Below are 25619 nucleotides of genomic sequence, written 5' to 3'. Positions count from 1 at the left end.
CGGGATCACCCGGTCCCCGAGGTGGGCACGCTGATGATCCCCGCCGGACGGAGTCCCCCCGGCAGGGCGGAGAGCGCCGCCGCGTGTCCGGGAGGGGCCTCGAACTCCTTGACGGCGTCGATGGCCGTGCCGTGCGGGGTGTTCGCCTCCCGCTCGATCATGATTTCGACGAGGACCGGCCGGCTGGTCGACTGCGCCTGCTTCCGGGCCCATTCGAGTGCCTCACGGATGTCCGCGGGGTCGACGACCCGGCGGCCGGAGCAGCCGTACGCCTCCATGATCTTGATGTTGTCGGTGCCGTACGCGTCGTAGTGGATGTCGACCTGGTAGTTCATGTCGTAGGGGATCGAGGCCTGGCGGATGAGGCCCAGATACTCATTGTTGATCATGATCAGGACGAACGGCACGTTGTACTGTGCGCCGACGGCGAGCTCCTCCACCATGTACTGAAACCCGTAGTCGCCGACGATGCCCACGACCTCGGCGCCGGGCTCGGTGTCCTTGAGCGCCTTCTTGACGCCGATCGCGGCCGGGATCTCCCAGCCCAGCGGGCCGGCCTGGCCGCAGACCTGGTAGCGCCGCGGCCTGTGGGTCTTCTGGTGCTGGCCGCCCCAGATCTGGTAGAGGCCGATCGCGGTGACGAAGTAGGTGTCCTCGTTGAAGACCTCGTTGATCTCCTTGTAGACGCGAGGGGCCTTGATCGGGATCGTGTCGAAGTCCTCGCGGCGCCCCAGGCTCGCCTTGAGCTCCCGGATCCTGGCGGCCCAGGCGCCCGCCGCGCGGCCCGCCCCACGCTTCCTGGCGGCCTGGATCATGGCCCGCAGGAACAGCTTGGCGTCGGAGACGACGCCCAGGTCCGGCTCGAAGACCCTGCCGAGCTGGGTCGGCTCGATGTCGACGTGGATGAACGTGCGTTCACCTCGGTAGACGTCGATCTGGCCGGTGTGCCGATCGCCGAAGCGGGCGCCGACGGCCAGCACCAGATCCGACTCCAGGAAGGACGCGTTGCCGTAGCGCTGCGAGGTCTGCACGCCGGTGATGCCGGAGAACAGCTCGTGGTCCTCGTCGATCGCGCCCTTGCCCATGAGGGTGACCTGAACCGGGACGTTCAGGTATTCGGCGAGTTCGCGCAGCTCGTCGGCGGCCTCGGCGATGACCACGCCGCCGCCGGCGAGGATCAGCGGCCTGTCGGCGGCGAGCAGCAGGTCCAGCGCCTTCTCGACGCGTGGCGGGTGCGGCTCGACGGCCGCGATCGGCAGCGGGGCGTCGAGCGCGGGATCGTACTCGACGAACTCCCTCGCCACGTCAAGCGGGATGTCGATCAGGACCGGACCCGGACGGCCCGACCGCGCGATACGGAAGGCCTCGCGGAAGACCCACGGGGCCGTCGCGGCCTCCTTGATCTGCACCGCCCACTTGGTGACGGGCTTGGCGACCTCGACGATGTCGACCGCCTGGAAGCCCTCCTTGCCGAGCAGGGCGGTGACCGCCTGGCCGGTGACGCAGATGATCGGGATCGAGTCCGCGAGCGCGGTGTAGAGACCTGTGATCATGTTCGTGCCGGCCGGGCCGGAGGTACCGATCGCGACACCGGCCCTGCCGGTGGTGCGCGCCCAGCCGTCGGCCATGTGGGTCGCGCCCTCCTCGTGCCGGACGATCAGGTGCTCGATGCCGCCGACCTCCTCCATCGCCTTGTAGAGCGGGAGGATGGCCGCGCCGGGACAGCCGAACGCCACGTCGACGCCCTCGGACCTGAGGATCTCGACCACCGCGTTCATCACAGGGATCCTGGCCATCAGCTGTTCCTCCCGGAGAGGTTCTCGGCGACCTTGAGGAGCGCGGAGTGGTCGAGGCCACCGTGGCCCTGAGCGCGGGCGGAGGCGATGAGCTGGGCGACGAGCGCGCCCATCGGGATGGCCACCTCGGCGCCGCGGGCGGCCTCCAGAACGATGCCCATGTCCTTGTGGTGCAGGTCGATGCGGAAGCCCGGCTGGAAGTCGCGGGCCAGCATCGCCTCGCGCTTGAGGTCGAGGATGCGGCCGGCGGCCAGCCCGCCGGCGAGCACCTCCAGGCCCGCGGCGGCGTTCACGCCCGCGGCCTCCATCAGCACGATGGCTTCGGCGACGAGAGCGTAGGTGCCGCCTACGACGAGCTGGTTGGCGGCCTTGACGTACTGCCCCGCTCCGGCGGGACCGACCAGCCGGTAGGTCTTGCCGACCGTCTCGAAGATCGGAACGGCGGCGTCGAAGTCCTCCTGCGATCCGCCGACCATGATGGACAGGACCGCGTCGACCGCGCCCCTCTCTCCACCGGAGACCGGGGCGTCCAGCACGCGCAGGCCCTTGGCCGCGCCCTCGCGGGCGACCCTCCGCGAGGTCTGCGGGGTGATCGAGGAGAAGTCGATCAAGAGCGCGCCCGGCCCGGCGTTGTCGAGCACGCCGTTCTCGCCGAGCACGACGGCCTCGACCTGCGGGTCGGCCGGGAGCATCGTGGCGATGATCTCGGCGCCCCCGACGGCCTCGGCGACGCTGCCCGCGACGTTGCCGGCGGCGGCCCGGAGCCTGGCGAGGGAGTCCTCGCTGAGATCGAAGCCGGTGACGTCGTGCCCCGCCCTGACAAGGTGCCCGGCCATGGGTGACCCCATGATGCCGAGCCCGATGAAACCGATCTTGCTCATGTGCTCTCCTCGTGCAGCGGTCGGTGGGTGCGTTGGCGGTCGTCGCCGTGCCCGGCGGCCCGCTCAGTCACGGGTGAACTCCCTGCTCCAGCCGAAGTCCGGCTCGGCGTCCTTGTACTCCAGGCCGACCCAGCCCTCGTAGCCGTGCCGCTCCAGGACGGACAGGAGCGCGCCGAAGTCGAGGCCGCCCGTGCCGGGGCGGCCGCGGCCGGGGACGTCGGCGATCTGTACGTGGCCGATCCGGGCCGCGTGCCCGGCGATCACCGCCTCCAGGTCCTCGCCCATCCGGGCCAGGTGGTACAGATCGCAGAGGAACATCACGTTCGGTTCACCGGCCCGCCCGGCGGCCTCGACGGCGGCCTCGGCCGACACCAGCGGGTAGGACGGCGACTCGTAGCCGTTGAGCGCCTCCACCAGCACCACCGCGCCGATCCCGGCGGCGGCCCTCGCGGCGATCGCGAGGTTCTCGGCGGCCAGCTCGTCCTGCTCAGCCGGGTCCAGACCGGCCACGCGGTTGCCGTACAGCGCGTTGAGGGCCGTGCAGCCGAGCCGACCGGCGATGCCGATCGCGACGTCGACGTTGTCGCGGAAGCGCGCGCTGTCGGCGGGACGGGAGACGAGGCCGCGGCCTCCGGACGCGATGTCGTCGGCGAAGTTGAGGCCGACGAGCTGGACGCCCGCGTCCTGGACCGCGCCGACGAAGGCGTCCACGTCCTTGTCCGCCGGTACGGCCTCCGCGAACGGCCACCAGAACTCGATCCCGTCGAACCCGGCCGCCCTCACCGCGGCCGGCCGCTCGAGCAACGGCAGGCCGGTGAAGAGGATCGAGGCGTTGACGTCGAATCGCGTCATGCCTTCTTCTCCCTGCACGCCTTCCAGCTGCCGAACGCGGTGATGTCGTACAGCTCGGCGTATGAGGTGGGGGGACGGCGCAGGAGCATCGCGAACGAGGAGGTGCCGTCCGCCAGCTCGATCACGCCCAGCTCCAGCTCGGGAGGTTCGGCGGGCATCAGCCGGTCCCGCAGGACGTCCATCGGGACGTCGTAGAGCTCGCCCTCGATGGTGGCGCCGCCGTGCGACACCGGCGCCAGGCCGGGGCAGCGGTCGGCCACCGAGTAGAAGCGGTACTTGGGCGCGGTGACGGTCTCGGCCACCAGCGGGGCGTCGTCGAGCAGATGGTGCAGCGGGCCGCCCCGCATGGCGCCGCCGTTGAGGAAGATCAGGGCCATGGCAGGCTCCTCCCAAGGTCAGAGTCGATCCGGTCGGGTGGGCCCGTGGATCCGCCGTGCGGGCGGCGCGGTACCTCCTGTGCTCCCGGGGCGCGGTGCGCGGCATCGGGAGGATGGGGCGTGACCCAGTACACAATCCGGCCGCCCGCCCGGTCCAGCGGCAGGAAGTCCGAAGCCGCCGGCGGGTCCACCGGGTCGGGTCTGTGCGTTGCTACGAGTGGGCCGGAAGCCGGATCGGCCCGGCGCGGCCGGCGGGGTGGATGGGGCCGGCGGTCCCGGCGAGGGGCAGGCCGCTGCCGCCGCGGCGCAGCGCGACGAACTCGCCGGCGATGGACAACGCGGTCTCCTCGGGTGTGCGGGCGCCCAGGTCGAGGCCGATGGGCGAGCACAGGCGAGACAGCTCCGTCTCGCGCAGCCCGGCCTCGCGCAGGCGGGCGATCCGGTCCTGCTGCGTACGGCGCGAGCCCATGGCGCCCACGTAGGCCACCGGGAGCCGGAGCGCGACCTCCAGCAGCGGCACGTCGAACTTGGCGTCGTGGGTGAGCACGCAGACCACGGTCCGACGGTCCACCCGGGTCCGGGCGAGATAGCGGTGCGGCCAGTCGACCACGACCTCGTGGGCGTCGGGGAAGCGGCGCGAGGTGACGAAGGCGGGCCGGGCGTCGCAGACGGTGACGTGGTGGCCGAGGAAGCGGCCGATCCGGGTCAGCGCCGCGGCGAAGTCGACGGCCCCGAAGACGAGCAGGCGGGGCGGGGGTGTGTGGGCCTCGACGAAGACGACGGCCTCCTCCTCGCCGCAGCCGAGCGTGCGGAGGCCGGTGAGCCCGGCGTCGAGCATGGCGCGGGCCTCGGCGACGACGACCTCGGCCAGGGAGTCCGTCACGCCGTGACCGCCCAGGACGCGGTCCTCGAAGACGGCGAAGACGCCGGTGCCGCCGTCGACGAGGCGGGCGACCGCGACGGGCTCGCCCCGCCGTACGGCCTCCAGGGCGGCGGCGAGCACGGCCGGGCGGGTGACGTCGCCGGTGCCGGAGGAGGCGGGAAGGATGGGCTGGACGAAGACCTCGATGGTCCCTCCGCAGCTCAGGCCCACCGCGAAGGCGTCGGCGTCGGAGTGGCCGAAGGTGTGCCGGACCGGCCTGCCGGTACGGACGACCTCCTGGCAGAGCTCGTGGACCGCGCCCTCCACGCAGCCTCCGGACACGCTGCCGACGGCCTCGCCCCCGGCGTCCACGGCCAGGGCGGCCCCCGGTCCTCGGGGGGGCGCTGCCGCTGACCCCGACCACGGAGGCGACGGCGAACGGACGCCCCTCCTCGATCCAGCCGAGCAGGTCGTCGGCGAGTTCACGCATCGGAGAAGACTCCATTCTCTGCCGGGGACGGGCCGCCCGCCGTACGGCGGCGCCGGAGCCGCCGTCCCGTGTCCCGCCGCTCCGGCGCCTCAGGGAGGAGGCTGCCGGCGAGGGCGGCGGGACGCGGCCCGGGCGGGCGATGTCAGCTGAAGAGCTGCTCGATCACGCCGATGCCGAAGTAGCCGACGAACACCAGGCTGATCACCCAGAGCAGCCAGTGAATCCGGTCGAACCGGCCGCGGGCGGTCTTGATCAGGACGTAGGCGATGACGCCGGCGCCGACCCCGTTGGTGATGGAGTAGGTGAACGGCATCAAGGCGATGGTGAGGAACGCCGGGATCGCCAGGTCCATGTCCTCCCAGGAGATCTTGCGCACGGCGGTCATCATCAGCGCCCCGACCAGCACCAGAGCGGGTGAGGCCGCCTGCGCGGGCACCACGGCGGCGAGCGGGGTGAGGAACATGGCGGCGCCGAACAGCAGCCCGGTCACCACCGCGGCGAGACCGGTGCGTGCGCCCTCCCCGACTCCGGCGGCCGACTCGACCACCACCGTGTTGGCGGAGGCACCGGTGCCGCCGCCGACGATGGCGCCGATGCCGTCGATGGTGAGGATCCTGCCGAGGTTGTGGATCCTGCCGTCCTTGGCGAGACCGGCCTCCTCGCCGACGCCGAGGATGGTCCCCATCGCGTCGAAGAAGCCGGAGAGCACCAGGGTGAACAGTACGACCGTCGCGGTGAGCACTCCGGCCGCGCCGAAGCCGCCGAACAGGTCCACCTGGAACAGCAGGCTGAAGTCGGGCGCCGCCATGATCTGGCCGGGCATCTTCGGGACGATCAGATCCCACGCCTTGGGGTCGATCACCGCGACCGCGTTGATCACGATGGCGAGCACGGTGGTCACGATGATGCTGAGCAGGATCGCGCCGGGTATCCCCCACGAGAAGAGCGCGAACATCAGCAGCAGGCCGGCGCAGAACACCGCGACGGGCCAGCCACCGAGGTGGCCCGTCGCGCCCATGGACAGCGGCGTGGCCCCGTCGGGGCTGACGAACCCGGCCTTCACCAGGCCGATCAGCGCGATGAACATGCCGATGCCGACGCCGATGGCGTGCTTGAGCGGGGTGGGGATGGCGTCCATGATGAGCTGCCGGACGCCGGTGAGCGCGAAGATCACGATCACCACGCCCTCCAGCACGACCAGGCCCATGGCCTGGTCCCATCTCATGTAGGGGGCGGCCTGGAAGGCCACCACGGGCGCCACGGCGAGCCCCGAGGCGAGGGCGAAGGGCGCGTTGCCCACCACGCCCATCAGGATCGTGGTGAGCGCCGCGGACAGCGCGACCGCCGTGGTGAGCTGCGGGATGGTCAGCGACGTGCCGGTCACGTCCTTGGCGTCGCTGAGGATGATGGGAATGAGCAGAACGATGTAGGCAACGGCCACGAATGTGGTGATGCCGCCACGAACCTCCCTGGCGACCGTCGTTCCCCGGCCGGTGAGGTCGAAGAAGCGGTCGATCCAGGTCCGGGAGGCCTCGGGGGTCTCGCCGGAGGGCCTGGTCTGCAGCTGGGACATGGTCGGGCCCTCCCAAGGGCGTAGTCGACCCGCGGAGGGACCCCGATGGCCGAATCCGGGTCTTCCGCGCGGTTCGAGGGGGGTGCGGTCGCGGGGGCCGTCGCAGCCGCCCGCGTGGGGTCACAGACGCACGACAGTCCGCCTGACCATGGAGAAGCCATGCGTTCTCAGGTGGGGGTCACCCTGCTGGTCGACGGTCTGCGGTGAGGTGCTCCGGACGGACCGGCACTCGGGTGAGTGCCAGCCCCGTGGCGTCGCGGATGGCCGCGACGATCGCGGGGGTCGAGGAGAGCGTGGGTGGCTCTCCGGCTCCGCGCAGCCCGTACGGGGCGCGCGGGTCGGCGTTCTCGAGGATCTCCAGGCGCATCGGCGGCATGTCGAGGATGGTGGGGATCAGGTAGTCGGTGAATGACGGGTTGCGCACTTTCCCGCCGGACACCACGATCTCCTCCATCATCGCGAGGCCGAGGCCCTGCGCGCTGCCGCCGTGGATCTGGCCTTCCAGTGAGAGGCGGTTGAGGATCTTTCCGACGTCCTGGACGGCGGCGAGCTCCACGACCTTCACCAGGCCCAGCTCGACGTCGACGTCCACCACGGCCCGGTGGACGCACATCGCGAGCTGGGTGTGCGAGTCGCCTTCTCCGGTCACGGCGTCCATGCCCGTGGTCGGCCGATGGTGGTACTCGCGGGTCTCCTCGACGACGGCGTCGCCGAGGACGTTCTCGATGGTCGCGAGCACGCCCTCGATGTCGGAGACGACCTTGCCGCCGACCAGCGACAGCTCGTCGCGGGGACGGCCGGACCGGGCGGCGGCCAGGGTGAGCACACCCTCGCGTACGGCCCGGCAGGCCGTCATCACCGCGCCGCCGGTCATGTACGACTGGCGCGAGGCGGAGCTTGAGCCGGCGTCGCCGACCTGGTTGTCGGCCGGTTGGATGACAACCCGCTCGACGCCCAGCTCGGTACGGGCGATCTGCGCCTGCAGCGTCACCAGCCCCTGGCCGACCTCGGCGGCGGCGGTGTGCACCGACGCGGTGGCCCGGCCGCCGATGACCTCCAGGCGGACCCGGGCGGTGGAGTAGTCGTCGTAGCCTTCGGAGAAGCAGATGTTCTTCAGCCCCACCCCGTATCCGACGCCGCGCCGTACGCCCTCGCCGTGGGTGGTCTGCGAGGCGCCACCGGGCAGGTTACGGATGTCGCCGGTGTCCAGCGGGGCGGGCATCGGCAGCTCACGGGCCTGTTGGAGCATCTCGGCCATCGGCAGCGGAGCCCAGATCACCTGGCCGGTGGCCAGCCGGCTCCCCTCCGAGGCGGCATTGAGCTGCCGGACCGTGACCGGGTCGAGCCCGCAGGCGTCGGCCAGCTTGTCCATCATCGACTCGTAGGCGAAGCACGCCTGGACCGCGCCGAAGCCGCGCATCGCTCCGCAGGGCGGATTGTTGGTGTGGACACCGTAGGCGTCGATCTTGATGTTCGGGATGACGTACGGTCCCACACCGAGCGAGGCCGCGTTGCCGACCACGTTCATCGTCGCGGAGGTATAGGCGCCGCCGTCGAGGAGGATCTCCACATCGGCGTAGAGCAGCTTCCCGTCGCGGGTGGCGCCGTACTCGTAGCGCATCTCGGCCGGGTGGCGGTGCACGTGGCCGAAGAACGACTCGTACCGGTTGTAGACGATCTTGATGGGCCTGCCGGTACGCAGGGCGAGCATCGCGGCGTGGATCTGCATCGACAGGTCTTCACGGCCGCCGAAGGCGCCGCCGACGCCTGACAGCGTCATGCGGATCCTCTCCTCGGGCAGGCCGAGGCAGGGAGCGATCTGCTTGAGGTCGTTGTGCATCCACTGGGTGGCGACGTAGAGATCCACGCCGCCGCCCTCGGCCGGGACGGCGAGGCCGGACTCCGGGCCGAGGAAAGCCTGGTCCTGGATGCCGACCTGGTATTCGCCGCGGACCACCACCTCGGCCCGCGCCTTGGCCGCCGCCACGTCGCCGGCCCGGACGGGCTGGTGGCGGGCGAGGTTGCCGCGCGGCTGGACCTGCGGATACGCCGGGTCGAAGGCAGCGCGGCGGGCGTCGGTGAGCGGCTCCAGGACCTCGTACTCGATCCGGATCCTCTCCAGCGCCCGGCGTGCGGTCTCCGGATGGTCGGCCGCGACGAGCGCGATCGCCTCCCCCTGATGGCGCACCTCCTCGAAGGCGAGGACCGGCTGGTCCCAGGTGTGGTCCAGGCCGAAGTGCTTGCGGCCCGGAACGTCCTCGTGGGTGAGGACGGCCGCCACGCCCGGGTGGGCGAGGGCCGCGGAGGTGTCGATGGACAGGATCTTCGCGCGGGGGTGCGGGCTGCGCAGCGTGGCCCCCCACAGCATCCCGTCGATCCACAGGTCGGAGGAGTAGGCGAACTCGCCCCTGACCTTCAGCGTCCCGTCGGGGCGGGGCGGGCTGTCGCCCACTCCCCCGCCGCCCGGGACCGTGATGTCGCGCGGCGCGCGCACCGGTATGGCGCTCATGTGTGGATCTCCTTGTGGGCGACAGAGGACCTGCTGTTGCGCGAGTCGTACGGGGCGGTGGGCCCGGCTTCCCGCGCGGCCGGCCCCCCCGGCGGGGACTCCGCCGGGGCACTACCGTTTCGCCATGGGAGCAGTACACACATCGACCCCGCGCACGGTCCAGCAGCAGGAAACCCGAAGTGGAATACGGCTCTGCCCTGGATTTTCGTGTCATGCTCCAAAACTTCCCGGCGTCCTCCCAGCATTTTGGGCGTTCCGGGGATTATCCGGGTGTCGATCGCTCGACTAACCTCACCGCCAAAGGACGGGAGACGCGCGATGCGACTGAACACGCTCCTGGAGATGACCGAGCTGCAGCTGTCACTGGTAACGGGCCGCGACGAGCTCGACCGGATGATCCGCTGGGTCATCACCACCGACCTGCTCGACCCCGGCCGCTATCTGAACGGCGGTGAGCTGGTGCTCACCGGGCTGATCTGGCGGCAGCGCCCCGAGGACAGCGACCGGTTCGTCCGGGGCCTGGCCGATGCCAGGGTGTCCGCACTGGGCGCGGGCGATCCGCAGCGCGGCGAACTCCCCGCCGACCTCGTCGAGGCCTGCCTCAGGCACCGGATGCCGCTGTTCCACGTGCCGGAGACGTTGTCGTTCGCCGAGGTCACCGAGCACATCGTGCGCCGCCTGTCCACGGGCAGGGCCTCCGACATGACCGCCGTCCTGGACCGCCACCGCCGGCTCGTCTCGGGTGTCACCGCAGGCGCGGGCCTGGACCCGGTGCTCCACATGCTCGGCCACGACCTGGGCATGCCCTGCTGGGTGCTCACTCCGGTCGGGCGGGTGGTGGCGGGCTCGCGCCCGCTGTCCCAGAGCACCGCCCGGTCGCTGGCACGCGGCTTCCTGACCGCCAGGCGGACGCCGTACACGTTGCGCGGCGCGGAGCGGTATTCGGTCCTCCCGGTGGACGAGCAGACGACTCCCAGGGTCGCCGACTGGTTCCTGGCCTTCGAAGGCGCCTTCGGGGATTGGTCGGAGGAGCGGCGGGCGCTGGCTGGAGAGCTGGCCGCGGTGGTCGCGCTGGAGCGGGCACGCCTGGACGACCGCCTGAGCCCGGAGGGCCGTATCGCCCAGGAGTTGATCCAGTCCGTCGTCTCCGACGGCAGGCTCAGCGATCTCCTGCCCCGGCTCCAGGTCACCGGCCTGGTGCCCGAGCGCGGCTTCGTGGCCGTGGCCGCCGGCTCGCACGGCGGGCTGCGCCCCGGCGAGCTGCGGGTCGTGGTCAAGGAGATCCTCAACCGGGCGTGTGCGTCACCGGCGGTAGGCGTGGTCGGGGAGGAGGTCATCGCGCTCATCCCGGCTCCGGAGTCCGACATCACCGCCGAGGTCCGCGAGGCCGTGCACGCGCTGGCCCCTGGGCTCGGTGCGAGCCGCCTCGCCGTCGGGGTCAGCGGGATCGCGCCGCTGGAGGGGCTGCGCGGCGCGATCGAGGAGGCCCGCCACGCCCGGCGGATGGCCGAGGGCCAGGCCGAGCGCGGCGCCGTCGTGGGCCACGACGAGCTGGCCACCCACGTGCTGCTGCTCGCCTCGGTCCCCGACGACGTACGGCACATGTTCCGGGTCCGGTTACTGGACCCGCTGCGCGACTACGACCAGGTGCACCGGGCCGACCTGGTCCGCACACTGGAGGCGTTCCTGCTGGTGTCGGGGTCGTGGACGAAGTGCGCGGAGATTCTGCACGTCCACGTCAACACGCTGCGTTACCGGATTCAGCGGATCCAGGACCTGACCGGTCGCAACCTGTCCCGTCTGGAGGATCGGGTGGACTTCTTCCTGGCGCTGCGACTGGGGTGAGACGCTCGCACGGACGTAGGGCCTGCCTGGCTCCGCGGCGGAGTGGCTGACCAGATCGTTCCGCAGGCTGACCGGTTCACGCCTTCAGCCCCCGCCCGCGCCGCTCCATCCTTGAGGGGTGAACAACGCACTCGTCGTCATCGACGTCCAGGAGTCCTTCCGGCGGCTGCCGGACTGGGAGTTCGTGTCGCAGCCGGACATCGTCGGTCAGGTCAACCGTCTGGTCACCGCGGCCCGCGCCCAGGGCCACCTGGTGGTGTGGGTGCTCGGCTCGCGGCCGGGGTCCGGCACCGTGTTCGATCCGGCACGGGGGCACGTCCGCCTGATGGACGGCCTTGAGCCTCACCCGGGCGACCCGCTCATCACCAAGACCGCGCACAACGCCTTCACCACCACGAACCTGCACCAGACCCTGACCAGTCACGGCGTCCGGCGGTTGACGGTGTGCGGCATCCGTACCGAGCAGTGCTGCGAGACCACCACCCGGGTCGCCTCCGACCTCGGCTTCGACGTCGTCTTCGCCACCGACGCCACCGCGACCACCCCCATCCCGCACCGCGACGCGCCCCAGGATCTGCCGTTCTCGCGGCTGGTGAGCGACCCGCGGACGCTGGGCGTCGCCGATGTCATCGCGCGCACCGAATACGCGCTCGCGGGCCGGTTCGCCGCCATCCGAACCGTGGACGAGCTGACCGGGGCGTAGGCTCGGTGACCATGTCCCGGGTCGTCTTCCTGCTCATCCCGCGAGTGCACCTGCTCGACGTGGCCGGGCCGGCCCAGGTCTTCTCCACGGCGGCCGACCTCGGCCACGAGTACGCCCTGTCGTACGTGGCCGAGGACACGCACGTCGCCACCGTGCAAGGACTGCCCCTGCACGCCGAGCGTGTATGGCCCCGTCTGGGACCGGACGATCTCGTCATCGTGCCGGGCTGGCGCGGCCCGACGCGCATGGCCACGGCTGACACCTTGCGCCGGCTACGCGAGCACCACGCAGCCGGCGGCACCGTGGCGGGCATCTGCGCGGGCGCCGACGCGCTCGGCCGGGCCGGCCTGCTCGACGGCCGCCGCTGCACCACCCACCACACGGCCCAGGACCAGCTTGCCCGCCTCTATCCGAAGGCCGAGGTCGTGCGCGACGCGCTCTACGTCGAGGACCGGCGGGTGGTGACCTCGGCGGGCGTGGCCAGCGGCGTCGACGTGGCGCTCCACCTGCTGAGCACCAGGCGCGGGCCGTACGCCGCCAGCCGGGTGGCCCGCGCCATGGTGGTGTACGCCCCCCGTCAAGGAGCCTCGCCGCAGATCAGCGCGATGCTCCGGCACCGCGGTCACAACGACGAGACCGTGCACCACATTCAGGACCTGATCGACGCGCGTTTCACCCAGCGGCTCACGCTCTCGACGCTCGCCGACGCCAGTGGATGCAGCGAACGGACTGTCACCCGGCTCTTCCGGCACGCGACCGGCCTCACGCCTCTGGCCTACCAGACCGCATTGCGGCTGGAACGGGCCGAACACCTCCTCGGGCAGGGCGCGACGGCTGAGACAGCCGCCCGCGAGGCCGGCTTCGGCGACCCACGGATGCTGCGTCGCCTACGCGCCCGGACATAGGCCGGCAGAGGTTCCGCACCCACGTCCACCCGCCTCGTTCCCGAGAACAGCTCGCACGCCGCGGCCGGCCGGGGCGGTGCGAGATCCGTCCGCGCTCAGGACGGGCGCGGGGCGCGGCGGTCCTTGCGCCGGGCGAGCTCTTCCTCGTCCACCAGGGTGAGCATCGGCCTGCCGGGCTCGCACAGCATGGTGACGATGAACCGCAGTGGGATGTCGTCGCGGTTGTTGCCGTCCTGGTAGTGGATGACGTCGCCGCCCGGCTCCCAGAACGCCTCCCCGGCGGGTACGACCCGCTCCGGTTCGCCTTCCACCTCCAGCAGCATCTCGCCTTCCAGCACGTAGCCGAACGCCGGCCCCGAGTGCCGGTGCGGCGGCGTGCCGGGGTCGCCGGGCGGGAACTCGACGACCACGGTCATGACGTGCGCGCCCTGCGGGATGAACGGCGGCTCGGCCTCTTGCAGCATGGTCAGCGCCGTCTGCCACGCGGTCGATCTCGGCTTGGGCCCGGCGGGTCCCGGGTCGCTGTCGGACATGGAAGTCACCTTTCGTGTCTGTGGAGGCTTCGGGCCGGGCGCGCTACTCGCCGGCCGCGTTCCGGGCCGACCAGTCGCGGTAGCGGATCCGGCCGAGGGTGGCGCCGTCATCCGGCACCAGCGACCGCTCGAGCAGCTCGGCCCCGAAGTAGCGCGCGTGCGGGTCGGTGACCACCTCGCGCGGATCGCCCCAGGAGGCCAGCGCGTCGCGGAAGAACTCGTCCATCCGGGACCGCTCGGGCCCGGCCACCTCGACCCTGCCGTGCAACGGCCTCCCCATCGCGACCCTGGCGACCGCCTGCGCGACATCGTCGCCCGCGATGGGCTGGAAGAGCACAGGCGCCATCCGCACCTTGTCGCCGTCCGTGGCCTCGTCGGCGATCCTCCGGACGAACTCGAAGAACTGGGTGGCGTGCACGAGCGAGAACGGGATCGACGACTTCTCGATCAGCTGCTCCTGGGCGGTCTTCGCCCGGAAGTAGGCGTTCCCGGGCGGCCGCTCCGTTCCCACGACCGACAGCGCGACGTGGTGGCCGACGCCCGCCGCGGCCTCCGCGGCGAGCAGGTTGCGGGTGGAGGTCTCGAAGAACTCCAGCACCGCCTTCTCCTCGAACGACGGCGAGTTCGACACGTCGATCACCACCTGCGCACCTGCCAGCACCTCGGCCAGCCCTTCGCCGGTGAGGGTGTTGACGCCGGTGTTCGGTGACGCGGCCACCGCCTCGTGACCGTGCTCGCCCAGCTCCGTCACGACCTTCGACCCGATCAGGCCGGTTCCGCCGATTACCACGATCTTCATGGCAAACCTCTCTGTCCGCCGGGGCGTCTGCTGCCAACCGGTATCAGCTAAGACCGGGCAGCCTCCTGTCTTGTGACAGCCGCCACGAGATTCTTTGCGGGCCGCGGACGACGCCATCGACAACGATCGAGATTTCCGCGAGGAGGAGCAGCGCGCGGGCTGTCATCCGCCGCTGGGTTATCCTTGCCGCTCAAGGGAGCAGACGGCAGGTGGCAGTCCAGGGTGGGGGCCGGAGAACGGCCCTGCCGACGGAGCGCGGGACACCGGCCCGGCAGGGGGCGATGGCGGTGGCGGATGCCGGATCAGGCGGTCCGGAGGATCTCGAGCAGGCCGCCGCGGTGTTCGCCGGTGCGCGGCCGCGCCTGTTCGGGATCGCGTACCGGATGCTGGGCAGCGCGGCCGAGGCCGAGGATCTGGTGCAGGAGGTCTGGCTGCGCTGGCAGGGCTACGACCGCGCCACGGTGGACAGCCCGGCCGCGTTCCTGGCGACGGCGACCACGCGGCTGGCCATCAACGCCGCCCGGTCCGCGCGCGTCCGCCGCGAGACCTACATCGGCCCGTGGCTTCCCGAACCCGTCGACACCGACGCGGATCCCTATCTCGGCGCCGAGCGGAGCGAGGCTCTGGAGTTCGCGGTGCTGATGCTCCTGGAGCGGCTCTCGCCCACCGAACGGGCGGCGTACGTACTGCGGGAGGCGTTCGACTACCCCTACCGGCAGATCGCCGACATCATCCAGCTCAACGAGCCGGCCGTACGCCAGCTGGTCAGCAGGGCCCGCAAGCGCGTGCTCGTCGAGCGTCGCACGCCCGTGACCGGGGCCGAGCAACGCAGACTGCTGACCGCCTTCGTCACCGCCGCCCGCTCCGGCGACCTGACCGCGCTGGAACAGCTCTTCGCCGCGGACGTGACCAGCTACTCAGACGGAGGAGGCAGCGTGCGCGCCTCTCGTTTCCCCGTGGTGGGCGCGTCGCGGGTCGCGAAGTACGTCAAGGCGTTCGCGGGCCACTTCTGGACCGGGGTCGACGTGGCCTGGGCGGCCACGAACGGTCAGACCTCAGCCCTGCTCAGCCGCGACGGACAGGTCTTCACGGTCCTCACGGTCAACGCCTCGGCGCAGGGCATCGACCAGGTGTTGTGGATGATGAACCCGGCCAAGATCACCGCGATGTCCGTCGAGCTCCGGGGCTGACGTTCGGCCTGGTAGGGCTCGGTCGGCTTCAGGACTCGCCGGGGCCGGAGGCCGGCGGGCGATGACGGCGTGCTCCGGCGCGGCCCCCGACGGCTGCGGTCCACATCGTGAGAGCGACCAGCAGGACGCAGACGGCTGCGATCGCCGCGACCACGGCGGCCACGCCGATCCAGGGCGCCGCGAGCGGCAGCGACAGGATGACGGTGACGCAGCCCAGGACCGCGGTGGGAAAGATGACGGGCTCCACGGCGGCAAGCGCGTGTACCGCCCACAGCAGGGCGAGATACAGGGCGACCGGGACGGCGACGGCGTAGCCGAGTGCCGGCGGTGACGCCGCGACGGCGTGCCCGCTCTGCTCCACCGCCACTTCGAGTCCGGCGCCGAGGGCCGCCAGCGCCGCGAAGATGCCGTAGTGGCCGTATCCCCACAGGTAGGACCGGTGACGGCGGTCACTGAGGCCTTCCCCCGCCGGTACGAGGAAGTACAGCCACCAGACAGCGAACAGCAGGACGAGGCCGCAGACGGCGATGACGACGGACGGGCCACTGATCCGGCCCGCTTCGATCGCCCCTCCGACTCCCCTGCTCGCGGCCAGGACACTCTCACCGAGCAGAATGATCGTGAACAGGCCGTAGCGTTCGGCGATGTGGTGCGGGTGCCAGTTGGTGGCCCTGACCCGTTCCGCCCACCGTGGCACCGCGAGTTCCAGGACGACCAGGCAGGCGAACAGCGGCAGCAGGGAGGCCGGGGGCAGGACACCCGCCTCCGCCAGGAAGAGGCGGAGCACCCAGCCCGCCTGCACGAGGGTGATGCCGGCGGCGTAGCGCAGCGCGGTGCGGCGGCCCGCCGGATCCTCGAGACCGGCCCGCAGCCATTGGGCGACGAGGCCGATCCTCATGATGAGGTAGCCCAGCGTGACGACACCGTAATCGCCGTGACCGGCCGCGGCCGGCACACCGGCGGCAAGGACCAGCACGCCGGCCATCTGCACCATGGTCAGCAGCCGGTAGGCGACATCGTCGGTGTCGTAGGACGAGGCGAACCAGGTGAAGTTCATCCACGCCCACCAGATCGCGAAGAACACCTGCAGGAACGGGACCAGTCCGGCGAGCCCATGACCGTCGGCGATGTCGTGCGCGAGCCGGGCGGTGACGGCCGCGACCGCGACCACGAAGGTGAGGTCGAACAGGAGCTCCAGCTGGCTCGACACGCGGTGCGGCTCGTCGATGGGACGAGCTCTCATTCGGACGCGGATCCGGATGGTCCTGTCAGCTGGTGGCAAGGTCTCGCTCCTGTCGCTCCGTGAACTCGTCCTGCCGGAAACACAGGGCAGCACCCCGATCTGTGACGACGCGGCACCGGGTACGCGACACAGGCGCTTCTCGCAGGGCCGTCACCGGCCGCCCAGGCTATCCTGTCCCGACCGGTGGCCGAATGAAGGTGTGGCCACTCGGGGGTGTCCGACGGCCGGTACAGCCGGTCCACGAGGTCGCCGGGTACAACGCGGCGGCCCGCCGGGCCACCACGTTCCCCGGTTCCCGCCTCTTCGCCGAGGACGGCCGTCGCCCGTCAACGTCGTACGCCGTGGACACCTGGCCTCGGGTTCAGCGGAACGACTTGGCGTTCTCGCGCGCCCACTCGGCGAAGGACCGGGCCGGACGCCCGGTGACCTCCTCGACGGTCGGCACCACGGTGTAGCCGACCTCCGGGGTGTTGCCGAGCGCGTCGATCAGGAACTCGATCGTCTCCTGACCCATGCCGAACCCGGCCCACATCTCACGGGCCTGCGCCTCGGTCAGCTCCTCGAAGGCGATCTCCTTGCCGATCGCCGCGCCGAGCTGCTCGATCTTCTCGGTGGTGCGCAGCGCCTCGGGGCCGGTCAGCGTGTAGGTGCGCCCGTCGTGTCCCCCCTCGACGAGCACCTTGGCGGCCACGGCCGCGATGTCGCGCTCGTGGACCATCGCGCTGAGCCGCCCGCCGAACGGCTCGCGGACGGCGCCCTGGTGGCGCACGCCGTCGGCCCACCACTTGAGCGTGTTGGACATGAACTCCACCGGGTTGAGCAGCGTCCACTCCAGCGTGCTCGAGGCCAGCGCGCTCTCCAGCGGACCGTCCACCCGCCCGCCGAGCACGGTGACCCGCTTGACGCCCGACTCGGCGAGCAGCTCCACGATCTGCTCGCCGTACTGCAGGGGCGCGTAGTCGTCACCGGCGAAGTTGATCAGGTGGACGCCGACGACGCCGTCGAACGCCCGGCCCAGGGTGCCGGGGTCGCCCAGGTCGCCGCCGACCACCTCGACGCCCGCCGGCAGGTCGGCCTTGGCCGGGTTCCGGGTGAGCGCACGCACCCGCTGACCGGCTTCCAGCAGCTCGGCGACGACGAGGCGGCCGACGGTCCCGGTGGCTCCGGTGACGAGAAAAGTCATGGTGATGCACTCCAGTTGTGCGCGGAACGGGTTGGTGTTCGCTGTACCCAAGACATTAGAGGCCAAGTAGGACAGTTCCAGTCCTATATCCTGCTCTGCGCGTCATCCGATGCCCCAGCAGGCAACAGAACCTGGTGGACCAGCCGGGTGAGCCCGCCGTACCACGCCTGGTCCAGGGCGGGTGGGACCATCTGGTGCCGCGGCGGTCACCGGCGCCGTCCGGGTGGCGGGGCGGCACTGGCTCGCGCCCGGCGCCACCGAACCCTTCGCCGCCGTCCTGCGCCGCGCCCTGTCCTGCGTCGTCCCCGCCGCGCCACCCGGAGGCCCGCAGGGCCAGTGACGTCGGCATGGGCCCGGCCGCGGGCCCGTGCGGGAGAATATCCGCCCTCAACGGGCGGATAGGGTAGATATGCGGCGTTTGTGGTGCTTCGCCGACGTTGATCGTGAGGGGGACGGGTGGCGGAGTCGTTCGGCGGGTTGCTGCGGAGCTTGCGACACGCCGCCAAACTGACGATCGAGGAGCTCTCCCACGCGTCGGGCGTCAGCGTACGGGCCATCGGCGACATGGAGCGCGGGGCCAGCCGCGGCCCGCAACGGCGCACCGTGGAGGCGCTGGCCGAAGGGCTGGGGCTCGACGACGCGCGGCGGGCGGCGCTGTCGGAGGCGGCACGGGCGGGACGACCGCGCCAGGAGGCCCCCGCGCCGGGCGCGTGCGAGCTGCCCCGCGGAGTGGGCGACTTCACCGGACGGGCACGGGAGCTGCGCGCGCTGCGCGAACTGGCGGCCCGCACGGGGGACGAGCGGGCCGCCGTCGTGGCCGCCGTCTCCGGCGCCGCCGGCATCGGCAAGACGGCGCTGGCCGTGCGGGCCGCCGGGCAGCTGGCCGACCTGTTCCCCGACGGCCGCTTCTACCTGGACCTGCGCGGCATGGATCCGGTCCCGCTGGACCCGGGGACGGCGCTGTCCCGGCTGCTCAAGGCCCTGGGAGTGGCCGAGCGGCGCATCCCCGCCGACGAGGAGGACCGCGCGGGCCACTACCGGGCCCTGCTGCGCGACCGGCGATGCCTGATCATCCTGGACAACGCGGCGCACGAAGGCCAGGTGCGTCCGCTGCTGCCCTCAGACGGTCCGGTGATGACAGTGGTCACCAGCCGCCGGCCGCTGGCCGGGCTGGAAGGCGTGCACCAGGTCCCGCTGGCGCACCTGGCCACCGGGGAGGCGGCCGCGCTGCTGCGCGCGATCGTGGGCGCGGAGCGTGCCGGGGCCGATCCGGACGGGGTGGCGCAGGTGGCGAGCCTGTGCGGAAACCTGCCGCTGGCGCTGCGCATCGCCGGGAACCGGTTGCAGAGCAGGCCCGGCTGGACGGTCGGGCAGCTGGCCGCGCGCCTCGGCGACGAGGGACGGCGGGTGGAGTCCCTGGCCGCGGGAGACCTGTCCGTGGCCGCCGCCTTCGCGCTGTCGTACCGGCAGCTCTCCCTGCCGGCCCGGCAGAGCTTCCGGCGCCTGGCGCTGGCCGCGGCGCCGGACTTCGGGGTGCCGATGACGGCGGTCCTGGCCGAGCTCGACCCGGCCGAGGCCGAGGACGCGCTGGAGGAGCTGGTCGACCTCGGTCTGCTGCAGTCGCCGTACCCGGGCCGCTACCGCTTCCACGACCTGGTGCGGCTGTTCGCCCGCGCCCGGCTGTCGGATGAGGAGCCCATCGTGGCCCAGCGGCAGGCGCGGCGGCGCATGGACGACTGGCTGCTGAAGGTCGCCACGGTCGCCGGACGCTGGTTCGAGCCGGACTACGGTGCCCCGCCGCCGGACTGGAGCTCCCCCGTCGAGCTGAACAGCTCGCAGCAGGCGCACGAGTGGCTCCAGTCGGAGGGCGAGGCGTGGCTGGCGGCGTTGCGGCAGGCGGCCCGCGTCGGCGAGCACGCGCGCGTCGTCGAGGTGGCCGAGGCCATGCACTGGTTCTCGGACCTGTGGATGCACTGGGGGCACTGGCCCGAGGTGTTCGAGCTGTCCGCCAGGTCCGCCCGCGCCATGGGCGAGCGCGGGCAGGAGGCGACGCATCTCAACTACCTGTCCTGGGCGCAGACCTACTGCCAGGCCCGCTACGACGAGGCGGAGGCGACCGCCCTGCGCGCGCTGGAGCTGGCCCGCGACATCGGCGACGTGCGCCAGCAGGGCTGGGCGCTGACCTACGCCACCTGGGCGCTGTGGGGCCGTGACGACCAGCCGAGCGGGGAGACCGCGCTGAGCTACACGCGGCAGGCGGCGGAGTGCTTCCAGGAGGCCGGGGACACCGAGGGCTACGCCCAGGCCATGGTCAGTGTGGGAAACAGCCTGCGCCGGCTCGGCCGGGTGGAGGAGTCCGTGCGGCACAACCTGGCCCTGGTGGAGCGGCTGCGCGATCCCGCCTTCGGCGGCTCGCCGGCCATCGTCAACCACGCCGTCGGCGCGGCGCTGGACCTGGTGGGTGAGGGCTACCTCGCCCTCGGACGCTGGCGGGAGGCCGCCGACCACTACCACCAGGCGTTGCGGGAGCTGCGCAGGCGCCCGATCACCCGGGCCGTGGCGCTCTCGCTGACCAACCTGGGCAAGGCGCTGGTCCAGCTGGCGGAGGTGGAGCAGGCGCGCGAGGCGTTCCGGGAGGCTGTGGAGCTGTATGAGGCCGCCGATGACACCGACCGGGCGGCCCAGGTGCTCAAGGAGCTCGACCAGGTCGCGCAGGCGGATCCTGTCACGGGTCCACGAAGCGCTGGATGAAGGTCAGGGCGGTGCCGCAGACTTCGCGCCAGCCGCTGTCGACGGTCAGCGAGTGCCCACGGCCGGGCATCTCGATGATCTCGGTCAGGTGGTGCGCGTTGCGGACCTGGTTCCGGTAGGAGGCGTGGACGACGGTCCAGGGGACGGTGGCGTCCATCTCGCCGGAGATGAGCAGCAGCGGGCCCCGATCCTCCGCGGTGCTGTCGACCTCCGGCCCGCTCCACGGGTCGAAGGCGGCGGCGGACGCCTGGAGCGGCGGCGCGCCCGGTGCGGGGACGGCGAACGTCTCGTACAACCACTCGGCCTCCTCCTCGCCGACGGCGTTGGCGAAGGAGTGACGGAACTGGTCGTAGGTGAGCGGGACGGCGCCGCGGCCGGCGGCTGGATCGGCCGACGCGCGGGCGGGGACGCGCGGTGGGGAGATCGGCAGCGGCAGCGCACCCCGGAAGGGGGCCGGGCCGATGGCCACGCCGGCGCAGGCCATGCCGCGCCCGGCGAGGACCTGCGTGAGCAGGCCGCCGGTGGAGTGGCCGACGACGGCGGGCCTGCGCTCCAGCCCGCCGATCAGGTCCGCGAAGTGGTCGGCCACCTCGCCGGCCGTGGCCCCGGCCGGCGGCATGACGGGCCAGTCAGGAGTGATGGGAGCGAATCCCGCCTCGTCGAACACCCGGGCCCAGCGCTCCCAGCTCGTGGGCAGCAGCCACAGGCCGTGGATGAAGACGACCGGGACCCGGCCGGTGGCGTTGGCCTGGCGTATCCGGGCGAGGTCGAAGGTGGATGGCATGAATCCGTCCTGGAGTCGGGGGTCGGTCCGTACGAGGGCCGCCGGTCGTGGTGGCGGCCCCCCGTACGGCCCGGGGACCGTCTCAGCTCTCGGCGAGGGCGCGGCGGAGCGTGCCGACGGCCAGCCCGATCGCCGACTCGGCCGCGTAGGTCCCGCGCAGCGCGTCGAGCATGACGAAGTCGTGGATGATCCCCAGCTGGCGCACGGCCGTCACCGGCACCCCGGCCGCGCGGAGCTTGCCCGCGTACGCCTCGCCCTCGTCGCGCAGCACGTCCGCCTCGGCGGTGATGACCAGCGCCGGAGGCAGCCCGGCCAGCTCCTCGGTGGTGGCCCGCAGCGGGGAGGCGGTGATCTCCGCCCGCTGGGCCTCGTCGGTGGTGTACTGGTCCCAGAACCACTGCATGCCGTCCCGGCGCAGGAAGTAGCCCTCGGCGAACTGCTGGTAGGAGCCGGTGTCGAAGGACGCGTCGGTCACCGGGTAGAACAGCACCTGCTGCCGCAGCGGCACTCCCCCTCGCTCCTTGGCCATCAGCGTCAGCGCCGCGGCCATGTTGCCGCCGACGGAGTCGCCGGCCACCGCGATGCGCGTGGCGTCCAGGCCCCTGGACGCGCCCTCGGCGACGACCCACCGGGCCACCGTCCAGTTCTGCTCGATCGCCACCGGGTAGCGGTGCTCGGGCGACAGGTCGTACTCGGGGAAGACGACGGCGGCGCCGGCGCCCACCGCCAGCTCGCGCACCAGCCGGTCGTGGGTGTGGGCGTTGCCGAAGACCCAGCCGGCGCCGTGGATGTAAATGATCACGGGAAGGTCGCCCGTGCTGCCCGCCGGCCTGACGACGCGGGCCCTGACCGCACCGGTGGGGCCACCGGTGATCGTCACCCACTCCTCGTCCACGGCGGGCTTGTCGGTCGGGCCGGACTGGACGTCGTCCACGGCCTTGCGGCCCTCGTCCGGCGGGAGCTGGAAGAGGAACGGCGGCCGGGCCGTGGCCTCGGCGAAGGCTTGCGCGGCAGGTTCCAGGACAGGCTTGATCATGATCGCTCCAAATGGGGAAAGGCGGGGCTCCGGCACATGGGGGCTCCCGTTCACCACACATCCAAGCAAGCGGCACCGGGAGAAGACGAGGCAGAAGCACAGGCAGAAGTACGCTTCCGCCTCGTTCCCCCCGTCGTGGCCTGTTTGGATCGCCACTGAACAACCGACACCTTGCCGACAAGGAGCGCTTCCATGACGGAAACCACCACTCCGACAGCCGTCCTCGTGCACGGCGCGTTCGCCGACGCGGCCAGTTGGTCCGGCGTCATCGCCGAACTGCAGCAGCACGGCGTCCCCGTGGTGGCCCCGCCCAACCCGCTGCGCGGCCTGGCCTCCGACGCGGCGTACGTCGCCTCCGTGGCGGCCCAGATCGACGGCCCTGTCGTGCTGGTCGGCCACTCCTACGGTGGTGCGATCATCACCGTGGCCGGCGCGACGGAGAACGTCGTCGGTCTCGTCTACGTCGCCGCCTACGTCCCCGAAGAGGGCGAGAGCCTCGCCGAGCTGCAGGGACGGTTCCCGGAGCCGCCGCTGGGGGCCAGCCTGCGGCAGGCCACGTACCCGGTGGAGGGCGCCGAGCCCGCCGTCGAGTTCACGATCGCCCCCGAGGCGTTCCCCCGGGTCTTCGCCGCGGACGTGCCCGGCGAGGTCACCGGGGTGCTGGCGGTGGCGCAGCGGCCGCTGGCCGCCGCGGCGTTCACCGAGACCGCGAGCACGGCGGCCTGGAGGACGAAGCCCTCGTGGGCGGTCATCGCCGACGCCGATCAGGCGATCAACCCCGAGGTCCAGCGGTTCGGAGCCAAGCGGGCGGGGGCGGCCGGCGTCGAGGTCGCGGGCGCTTCGCACGCCGTCGCGGTGTCCCGTCCGAAGGAGGTCGCCGACGTGATCCGCGAGGCGGTCCGGGCCACCTCGGCCTGACACCTCACCGCGCGCCGCCGCGTCTCTCCCCGCGCCGGGACACCGGTGGTCCACGCCGCCGACGCTCTCACCGGCGCCGGGGCCGCCCCCGCCCACGGTGCGGTACGTCACCCGATGAGCGGCCCTTCCAGCCGGTCATCGGGCGACGTGGCCCCGGGGGTCAGCCGCTCTGCCAGATCCTGCTACGCAGGTCCATGCCGCGGATGACCTGGACGCGCCAGGGTGTCAGGCGCAGGACGTGGAGCTTGGGGTCGGCCGGCGAGCGCCAGAAGTTGCCCAGGTCGTAGCCGGCTCCGCGCGGGCTCGTCCTCTTGTACAGGTCCCACACGTGGCTCCTGACCGGCAGGTCGTCGACCCACGCGGCGACCGTGTCGACGGCGACGGAGTTGTTGCCCTGGGTCCAGTAGGAGAAGCTGGTGTGAGGGTTGCCGGCGATGTGCGCCGCTTTGACGGGCGTCTTGTAGGTGGCGAGCCAGCCGAGCGGACGGCCGTCGACGTTCTCCCAGACGGGGATCAGGACCCTGGTCCTGGGCCGGTTCTCGGCGTCCACGGTGACCATCGTGGCGTAGACGATGGCGCCGACGAAGGCGTTGAACTCGCTCTCGATCTCGGCGAAGGACTTCACTTTCACAGTCATGGTGTCTCCAGGTTCACAGGTGCTGCTCGATCGGGGTCCCGCTACGGCGCAGCCCGAGGGGCGATGCCGATGGCCAGCAGGGCCAGTCCGGTCTCGAGCGGCGACCAGCCGCGCAGTTGCTGCAGGTAGAGCACGGCGATGAACTGGAAGGCGAAGAACGAGCCGGAGAACAGGATCGCGCCCAGGTTGGCGCGGACCAGCGTTCCCGACCGGAAGACGCCCAGGCGCACCAGGGGGGAACGCGACCGCCGCTCGACGGCCACGAAAGCGGCCAGCAGAGCCAGGCCCGCGGCCAGCAGCAGGAGCGTCTGCGCCCAGCCCACGTGAGCCGCTCTCTCGACGGCGAGGACGAGCAGCAGCACCGAGCCCGTGACGCTGATCGCGCCCGCGAAGTCGAAGCCCTGGGCGGGACGGTCGCTCGGCTCGTCCCTGGGCACCAGCGCGACGGCGGCGGCGAGAATCGCCGCGGTCAGCAGGACCGGGGCGAAGAACACCCATCGCCAACTGATCGTCGTCAGCAGGCCGCCGACGACGAGCCCGAGGGAGAACCCGGCGGCGGCCGTACCGGCGTAGACGAGAAGCGCCTTGTTGCGCAGCCTGCCCTCGGGGAAGCTCGTGGTGATGATGGACAGGCCTGCGGGGGTGAGGAACGCTGCGGCGATGCCCTTGACCAGCCGGGACAGGATCAGGATCCAGCCCTCGCCGGCCAGTCCGCCCAGGCCGGAGAAGACGAGGAAGACCGCCAGCCAGAACAGGAACATGCGTCTGCGGCCGAGCAGGTCGGCGGCCCGGCCGCCCATGAGCATGAAGCCGCCGTAACCGAGCACGTAGGCGCTGACCACCCACTGCAGCTCACCGGTGGACATGGCCAGCTCCGCCTGGATCGACGGCAGGGCCACGCCCATCATCGAGACGTCCACGCCTTCCAGGAAGATGGCGCCGCACAGCACGAGCAGCATGCCCCACGCCCGCCTGCTCATGCGGTCGGTCTGTTGAAACATCATTCTTGTTCCGTTCCTTGTCGGACGCGTAGCCGGGCAGCACGGATCGGCCTCGCGGCATCCGTGCCGCGAGGGGGGTAGCACCGGGAAGCTCAGCTCGGGGGATGCAGCCGAGCCGCCAGGCACATGCGATCCAGTGCGTTGCACAGGGAGATCGTCATGATGAGGTTGCCGAGGTTGTAGGGTCCGAGCAGCCGCTCGGCCTCGCCGTACTCCTCCTCGGACACGCCTTCGGGCCGCAGCCGGGTCATGGCCTCGGCCAGGGCCAGCGCGGCCCGTTCGGTCGCGGAGAACAGCCGGGAGTCGCGCCAGCCCGCCAGTTGGTGGAGCCGCTCCTGGGTGTCGCCCAGGCGCAGGAGCTCCGCGGAGCGCCTGCCGAGGAAGTACGCGCACCCGTTGAGCTGGGAGACGCGGATCTTCACCAGCTCTCGCAGCCGGTCATCGACCAGCGTCTCCCGCCGCAGCACGCAGTCGAGCTCGGCGATGATCTCGACGGCGCGCGGCGACACGGCACTCAGAGCGATCCGCTCGTGGTCCATCGAGCCCTCCTCTGGTTCCCGTTGGCTGATCAAGCATCGATCACGCCGTGACCTGGAACAACAGCGAAGTTCTTACCTATCGGTAAGGCGGCTTTACCGGTAGGAGGGCAGGTGGGACGGACTGGCGGGAACTCATCACGCTCGTCGGCGCGGGCAGGGGAGTCACCGTGGCCGCCGCTCAGGGGGCGCGCCACCACCCCCGCCCCGACCCG

General features: G+C 71.8%; 23 protein-coding genes. 7 read left to right on the top strand and 16 right to left on the bottom strand.

Translation table 11 applies throughout. The annotated features are described in order from the left end of the window. Positions 1-5 precede the first annotated feature (5 nt). From gcl to pucD, 7 genes are all read right to left on the bottom strand, one after another. A complete protein-coding gene (gcl, locus tag J2S55_RS37075; RefSeq protein WP_306870765.1) occupies positions 6-1796 on the bottom strand; it encodes a glyoxylate carboligase in 1791 nt (596 codons plus the stop codon). After that, positions 1796-2677 carry a 2-hydroxy-3-oxopropionate reductase gene (locus J2S55_RS37070; RefSeq protein ID WP_306870763.1) on the bottom strand — a complete coding sequence of 294 codons (882 nt, stop codon included), beginning with the start codon at positions 2675-2677 and terminating at the stop codon, positions 1796-1798. The genes gcl and J2S55_RS37070 overlap by 1 nt, the downstream gene beginning before the upstream one ends. Positions 2678-2740: 63 nt before the next feature. After that, positions 2741-3529, bottom strand: a complete 789-nt coding sequence (locus J2S55_RS37065) for a hydroxypyruvate isomerase family protein (protein ID WP_306870760.1) — start codon at positions 3527-3529, stop codon at positions 2741-2743. After that, positions 3526-3906 carry an allophanate hydrolase-related protein gene (locus tag J2S55_RS37060; RefSeq protein ID WP_306870757.1) on the bottom strand — a complete coding sequence of 127 codons (381 nt, stop codon included), beginning with the start codon at positions 3904-3906 and terminating at the stop codon, positions 3526-3528. The genes J2S55_RS37065 and J2S55_RS37060 overlap by 4 nt, the downstream gene beginning before the upstream one ends. 211 nt (positions 3907-4117) lie before the next feature. Beyond that, a complete protein-coding gene (locus tag J2S55_RS37055) occupies positions 4118-5140 on the bottom strand; it encodes an XdhC family protein (protein WP_306870754.1) in 1023 nt (340 codons plus the stop codon). 260 nt (positions 5141-5400) lie between these two features. Beyond that, a complete protein-coding gene (locus J2S55_RS37050) occupies positions 5401-6831 on the bottom strand; it encodes an NCS2 family permease (protein ID WP_306870751.1) in 1431 nt (476 codons plus the stop codon). A 178-nt stretch (positions 6832-7009) separates the two neighbouring features. Further along, positions 7010-9340 (bottom strand): xanthine dehydrogenase subunit D, encoded by a 2331-nt coding sequence (pucD, locus tag J2S55_RS37045; protein ID WP_306870749.1) that lies wholly within the window; start codon positions 9338-9340, stop codon positions 7010-7012. A 318-nt stretch (positions 9341-9658) separates the two neighbouring features. On the opposite strand from pucD, the gene J2S55_RS37040 reads away from it, so the two are divergent. The 3 genes from J2S55_RS37040 to J2S55_RS37030 all read left to right on the top strand — a co-directional run bounded on the left by J2S55_RS37040 (position 9659) and on the right by J2S55_RS37030 (position 12793). After that, positions 9659-11185 (top strand): PucR family transcriptional regulator, encoded by a 1527-nt coding sequence (locus J2S55_RS37040; protein ID WP_306870746.1) that lies wholly within the window; start codon positions 9659-9661, stop codon positions 11183-11185. Between the two features lie 118 nt (positions 11186-11303). Then, positions 11304-11888, top strand: coding sequence for a cysteine hydrolase family protein (locus J2S55_RS37035; RefSeq protein ID WP_306870743.1), 585 nt, complete (start codon positions 11304-11306; stop codon positions 11886-11888). 11 nt (positions 11889-11899) lie between these two features. Next, positions 11900-12793, top strand: coding sequence for a GlxA family transcriptional regulator (locus J2S55_RS37030; RefSeq protein ID WP_306870740.1), 894 nt, complete (start codon positions 11900-11902; stop codon positions 12791-12793). Between the two features lie 95 nt (positions 12794-12888). On the opposite strand, the gene J2S55_RS37025 is transcribed toward J2S55_RS37030, so the two are convergent. Further along, on the bottom strand, positions 12889-13326 hold the full coding sequence (locus tag J2S55_RS37025) for a cupin domain-containing protein (RefSeq protein WP_306870737.1): 438 nt from the start codon (positions 13324-13326) through the stop codon (positions 12889-12891). Positions 13327-13369: 43 nt separating this feature from the next. After that, on the bottom strand, positions 13370-14125 hold the full coding sequence (locus tag J2S55_RS37020; RefSeq protein WP_306870735.1) for an SDR family oxidoreductase: 756 nt from the start codon (positions 14123-14125) through the stop codon (positions 13370-13372). Between the two features lie 209 nt (positions 14126-14334). On the opposite strand from J2S55_RS37020, the gene J2S55_RS37015 reads away from it, so the two are divergent. Next, positions 14335-15315: an RNA polymerase sigma-70 factor gene (locus J2S55_RS37015; protein ID WP_306870733.1), complete on the top strand. Its 981-nt coding sequence runs from the start codon at positions 14335-14337 to the stop codon at positions 15313-15315. Positions 15316-15343: 28 nt separating this feature from the next. Here J2S55_RS37015 and J2S55_RS37010 read toward each other — a convergent pair whose 3' ends face one another. Together J2S55_RS37010 and J2S55_RS37005 are read right to left on the bottom strand one after the other, a co-directional pair. After that, positions 15344-16558, bottom strand: a complete 1215-nt coding sequence (locus J2S55_RS37010; protein WP_306870732.1) for a low temperature requirement protein A — start codon at positions 16556-16558, stop codon at positions 15344-15346. A gap of 361 nt (positions 16559-16919) precedes the next feature. After that, a complete protein-coding gene (locus J2S55_RS37005; RefSeq protein WP_306870729.1) occupies positions 16920-17741 on the bottom strand; it encodes an NAD(P)H-binding protein in 822 nt (273 codons plus the stop codon). A gap of 181 nt (positions 17742-17922) precedes the next feature. On the opposite strand from J2S55_RS37005, the gene J2S55_RS37000 reads away from it, so the two are divergent. Together J2S55_RS37000 and J2S55_RS36995 are read left to right on the top strand one after the other, a co-directional pair. After that, on the top strand, positions 17923-18081 hold the full coding sequence (locus J2S55_RS37000) for a hypothetical protein (RefSeq protein WP_306870726.1): 159 nt from the start codon (positions 17923-17925) through the stop codon (positions 18079-18081). Between the two features lie 116 nt (positions 18082-18197). Then, on the top strand, positions 18198-20492 hold the full coding sequence (locus J2S55_RS36995) for an ATP-binding protein (protein ID WP_306870724.1): 2295 nt from the start codon (positions 18198-18200) through the stop codon (positions 20490-20492). Here the strand turns inward: J2S55_RS36995 and J2S55_RS36990 are convergent. Next, positions 20467-21276 (bottom strand): alpha/beta hydrolase, encoded by an 810-nt coding sequence (locus tag J2S55_RS36990; RefSeq protein WP_306870722.1) that lies wholly within the window; start codon positions 21274-21276, stop codon positions 20467-20469. The two genes, J2S55_RS36995 and J2S55_RS36990, sit on opposite strands and share 26 nt — an antisense overlap. Before the next feature lie 82 nt (positions 21277-21358). Continuing rightward, positions 21359-22312, bottom strand: coding sequence for an alpha/beta hydrolase (locus tag J2S55_RS36985; RefSeq protein WP_306870720.1), 954 nt, complete (start codon positions 22310-22312; stop codon positions 21359-21361). Between the two features lie 192 nt (positions 22313-22504). On the opposite strand from J2S55_RS36985, the gene J2S55_RS36980 reads away from it, so the two are divergent. Further along, positions 22505-23230, top strand: coding sequence for an alpha/beta fold hydrolase (locus tag J2S55_RS36980; protein WP_306870717.1), 726 nt, complete (start codon positions 22505-22507; stop codon positions 23228-23230). Between the two features lie 160 nt (positions 23231-23390). Here the strand turns inward: J2S55_RS36980 and J2S55_RS36975 are convergent, their stop codons facing one another. From J2S55_RS36975 to J2S55_RS36965, 3 genes are all read right to left on the bottom strand, one after another. Beyond that, on the bottom strand, positions 23391-23867 hold the full coding sequence (locus J2S55_RS36975) for a pyridoxamine 5'-phosphate oxidase family protein (RefSeq protein ID WP_306870716.1): 477 nt from the start codon (positions 23865-23867) through the stop codon (positions 23391-23393). 41 nt (positions 23868-23908) lie between these two features. Next, entirely contained in the window at positions 23909-24871 is a 963-nt protein-coding gene (locus J2S55_RS36970) for an MFS transporter (protein WP_306870714.1), read from the bottom strand. A gap of 89 nt (positions 24872-24960) precedes the next feature. Then, the gene (locus tag J2S55_RS36965) at positions 24961-25407 is read right to left on the bottom strand and encodes a carboxymuconolactone decarboxylase family protein (protein WP_306870712.1); all 447 of its coding nucleotides are present in this window, start codon (positions 25405-25407) and stop codon (positions 24961-24963) included. Positions 25408-25619: the final 212 nt, after the last annotated feature.

The sequence above is a fragment of the Streptosporangium brasiliense genome, assembly GCF_030811595.1.
GTDB lineage: Bacteria > Actinomycetota > Actinomycetes > Streptosporangiales > Streptosporangiaceae > Streptosporangium > Streptosporangium brasiliense.
Note: the sequence above shows the minus strand (reverse complement) of the source record. Positions and strands in the feature narration are given on the sequence as shown.

Bases quoted from the DNA above. Each gene is read 5' to 3' on its own strand.
- gcl (WP_306870765.1), bottom strand. From the start codon at position 1,796: ATGGCCAGGATCCCTGTGATGAACGCGGTGGTCGAGATCCTCAGGTCC.
- J2S55_RS37070 (WP_306870763.1), bottom strand. From the start codon at position 2,677: ATGAGCAAGATCGGTTTCATCGGGCTCGGCATCATGGGGTCACCCATG.
- J2S55_RS37065 (WP_306870760.1), bottom strand. From the start codon at position 3,529: ATGACGCGATTCGACGTCAACGCCTCGATCCTCTTCACCGGCCTGCCG.
- J2S55_RS37060 (WP_306870757.1), bottom strand. From the start codon at position 3,906: ATGGCCCTGATCTTCCTCAACGGCGGCGCCATGCGGGGCGGCCCGCTG.
- J2S55_RS37050 (WP_306870751.1), bottom strand. From the start codon at position 6,831: ATGTCCCAGCTGCAGACCAGGCCCTCCGGCGAGACCCCCGAGGCCTCC.
- pucD (WP_306870749.1), bottom strand. From the start codon at position 9,340: ATGAGCGCCATACCGGTGCGCGCGCCGCGCGACATCACGGTCCCGGGC.
- J2S55_RS37040 (WP_306870746.1), top strand. From the start codon at position 9,659: ATGCGACTGAACACGCTCCTGGAGATGACCGAGCTGCAGCTGTCACTG.
- J2S55_RS37030 (WP_306870740.1), top strand. From the start codon at position 11,900: ATGTCCCGGGTCGTCTTCCTGCTCATCCCGCGAGTGCACCTGCTCGAC.
- J2S55_RS37025 (WP_306870737.1), bottom strand. From the start codon at position 13,326: ATGTCCGACAGCGACCCGGGACCCGCCGGGCCCAAGCCGAGATCGACC.
- J2S55_RS37020 (WP_306870735.1), bottom strand. From the start codon at position 14,125: ATGAAGATCGTGGTAATCGGCGGAACCGGCCTGATCGGGTCGAAGGTC.
- J2S55_RS37010 (WP_306870732.1), bottom strand. From the start codon at position 16,558: ATGAGAGCTCGTCCCATCGACGAGCCGCACCGCGTGTCGAGCCAGCTG.
- J2S55_RS37005 (WP_306870729.1), bottom strand. From the start codon at position 17,741: ATGACTTTTCTCGTCACCGGAGCCACCGGGACCGTCGGCCGCCTCGTC.
- J2S55_RS36990 (WP_306870722.1), bottom strand. From the start codon at position 21,276: ATGCCATCCACCTTCGACCTCGCCCGGATACGCCAGGCCAACGCCACC.
- J2S55_RS36985 (WP_306870720.1), bottom strand. From the start codon at position 22,312: ATGATCAAGCCTGTCCTGGAACCTGCCGCGCAAGCCTTCGCCGAGGCC.
- J2S55_RS36980 (WP_306870717.1), top strand. From the start codon at position 22,505: ATGACGGAAACCACCACTCCGACAGCCGTCCTCGTGCACGGCGCGTTC.
- J2S55_RS36975 (WP_306870716.1), bottom strand. From the start codon at position 23,867: ATGACTGTGAAAGTGAAGTCCTTCGCCGAGATCGAGAGCGAGTTCAAC.
- J2S55_RS36970 (WP_306870714.1), bottom strand. From the start codon at position 24,871: ATGATGTTTCAACAGACCGACCGCATGAGCAGGCGGGCGTGGGGCATG.
- J2S55_RS36965 (WP_306870712.1), bottom strand. From the start codon at position 25,407: ATGGACCACGAGCGGATCGCTCTGAGTGCCGTGTCGCCGCGCGCCGTC.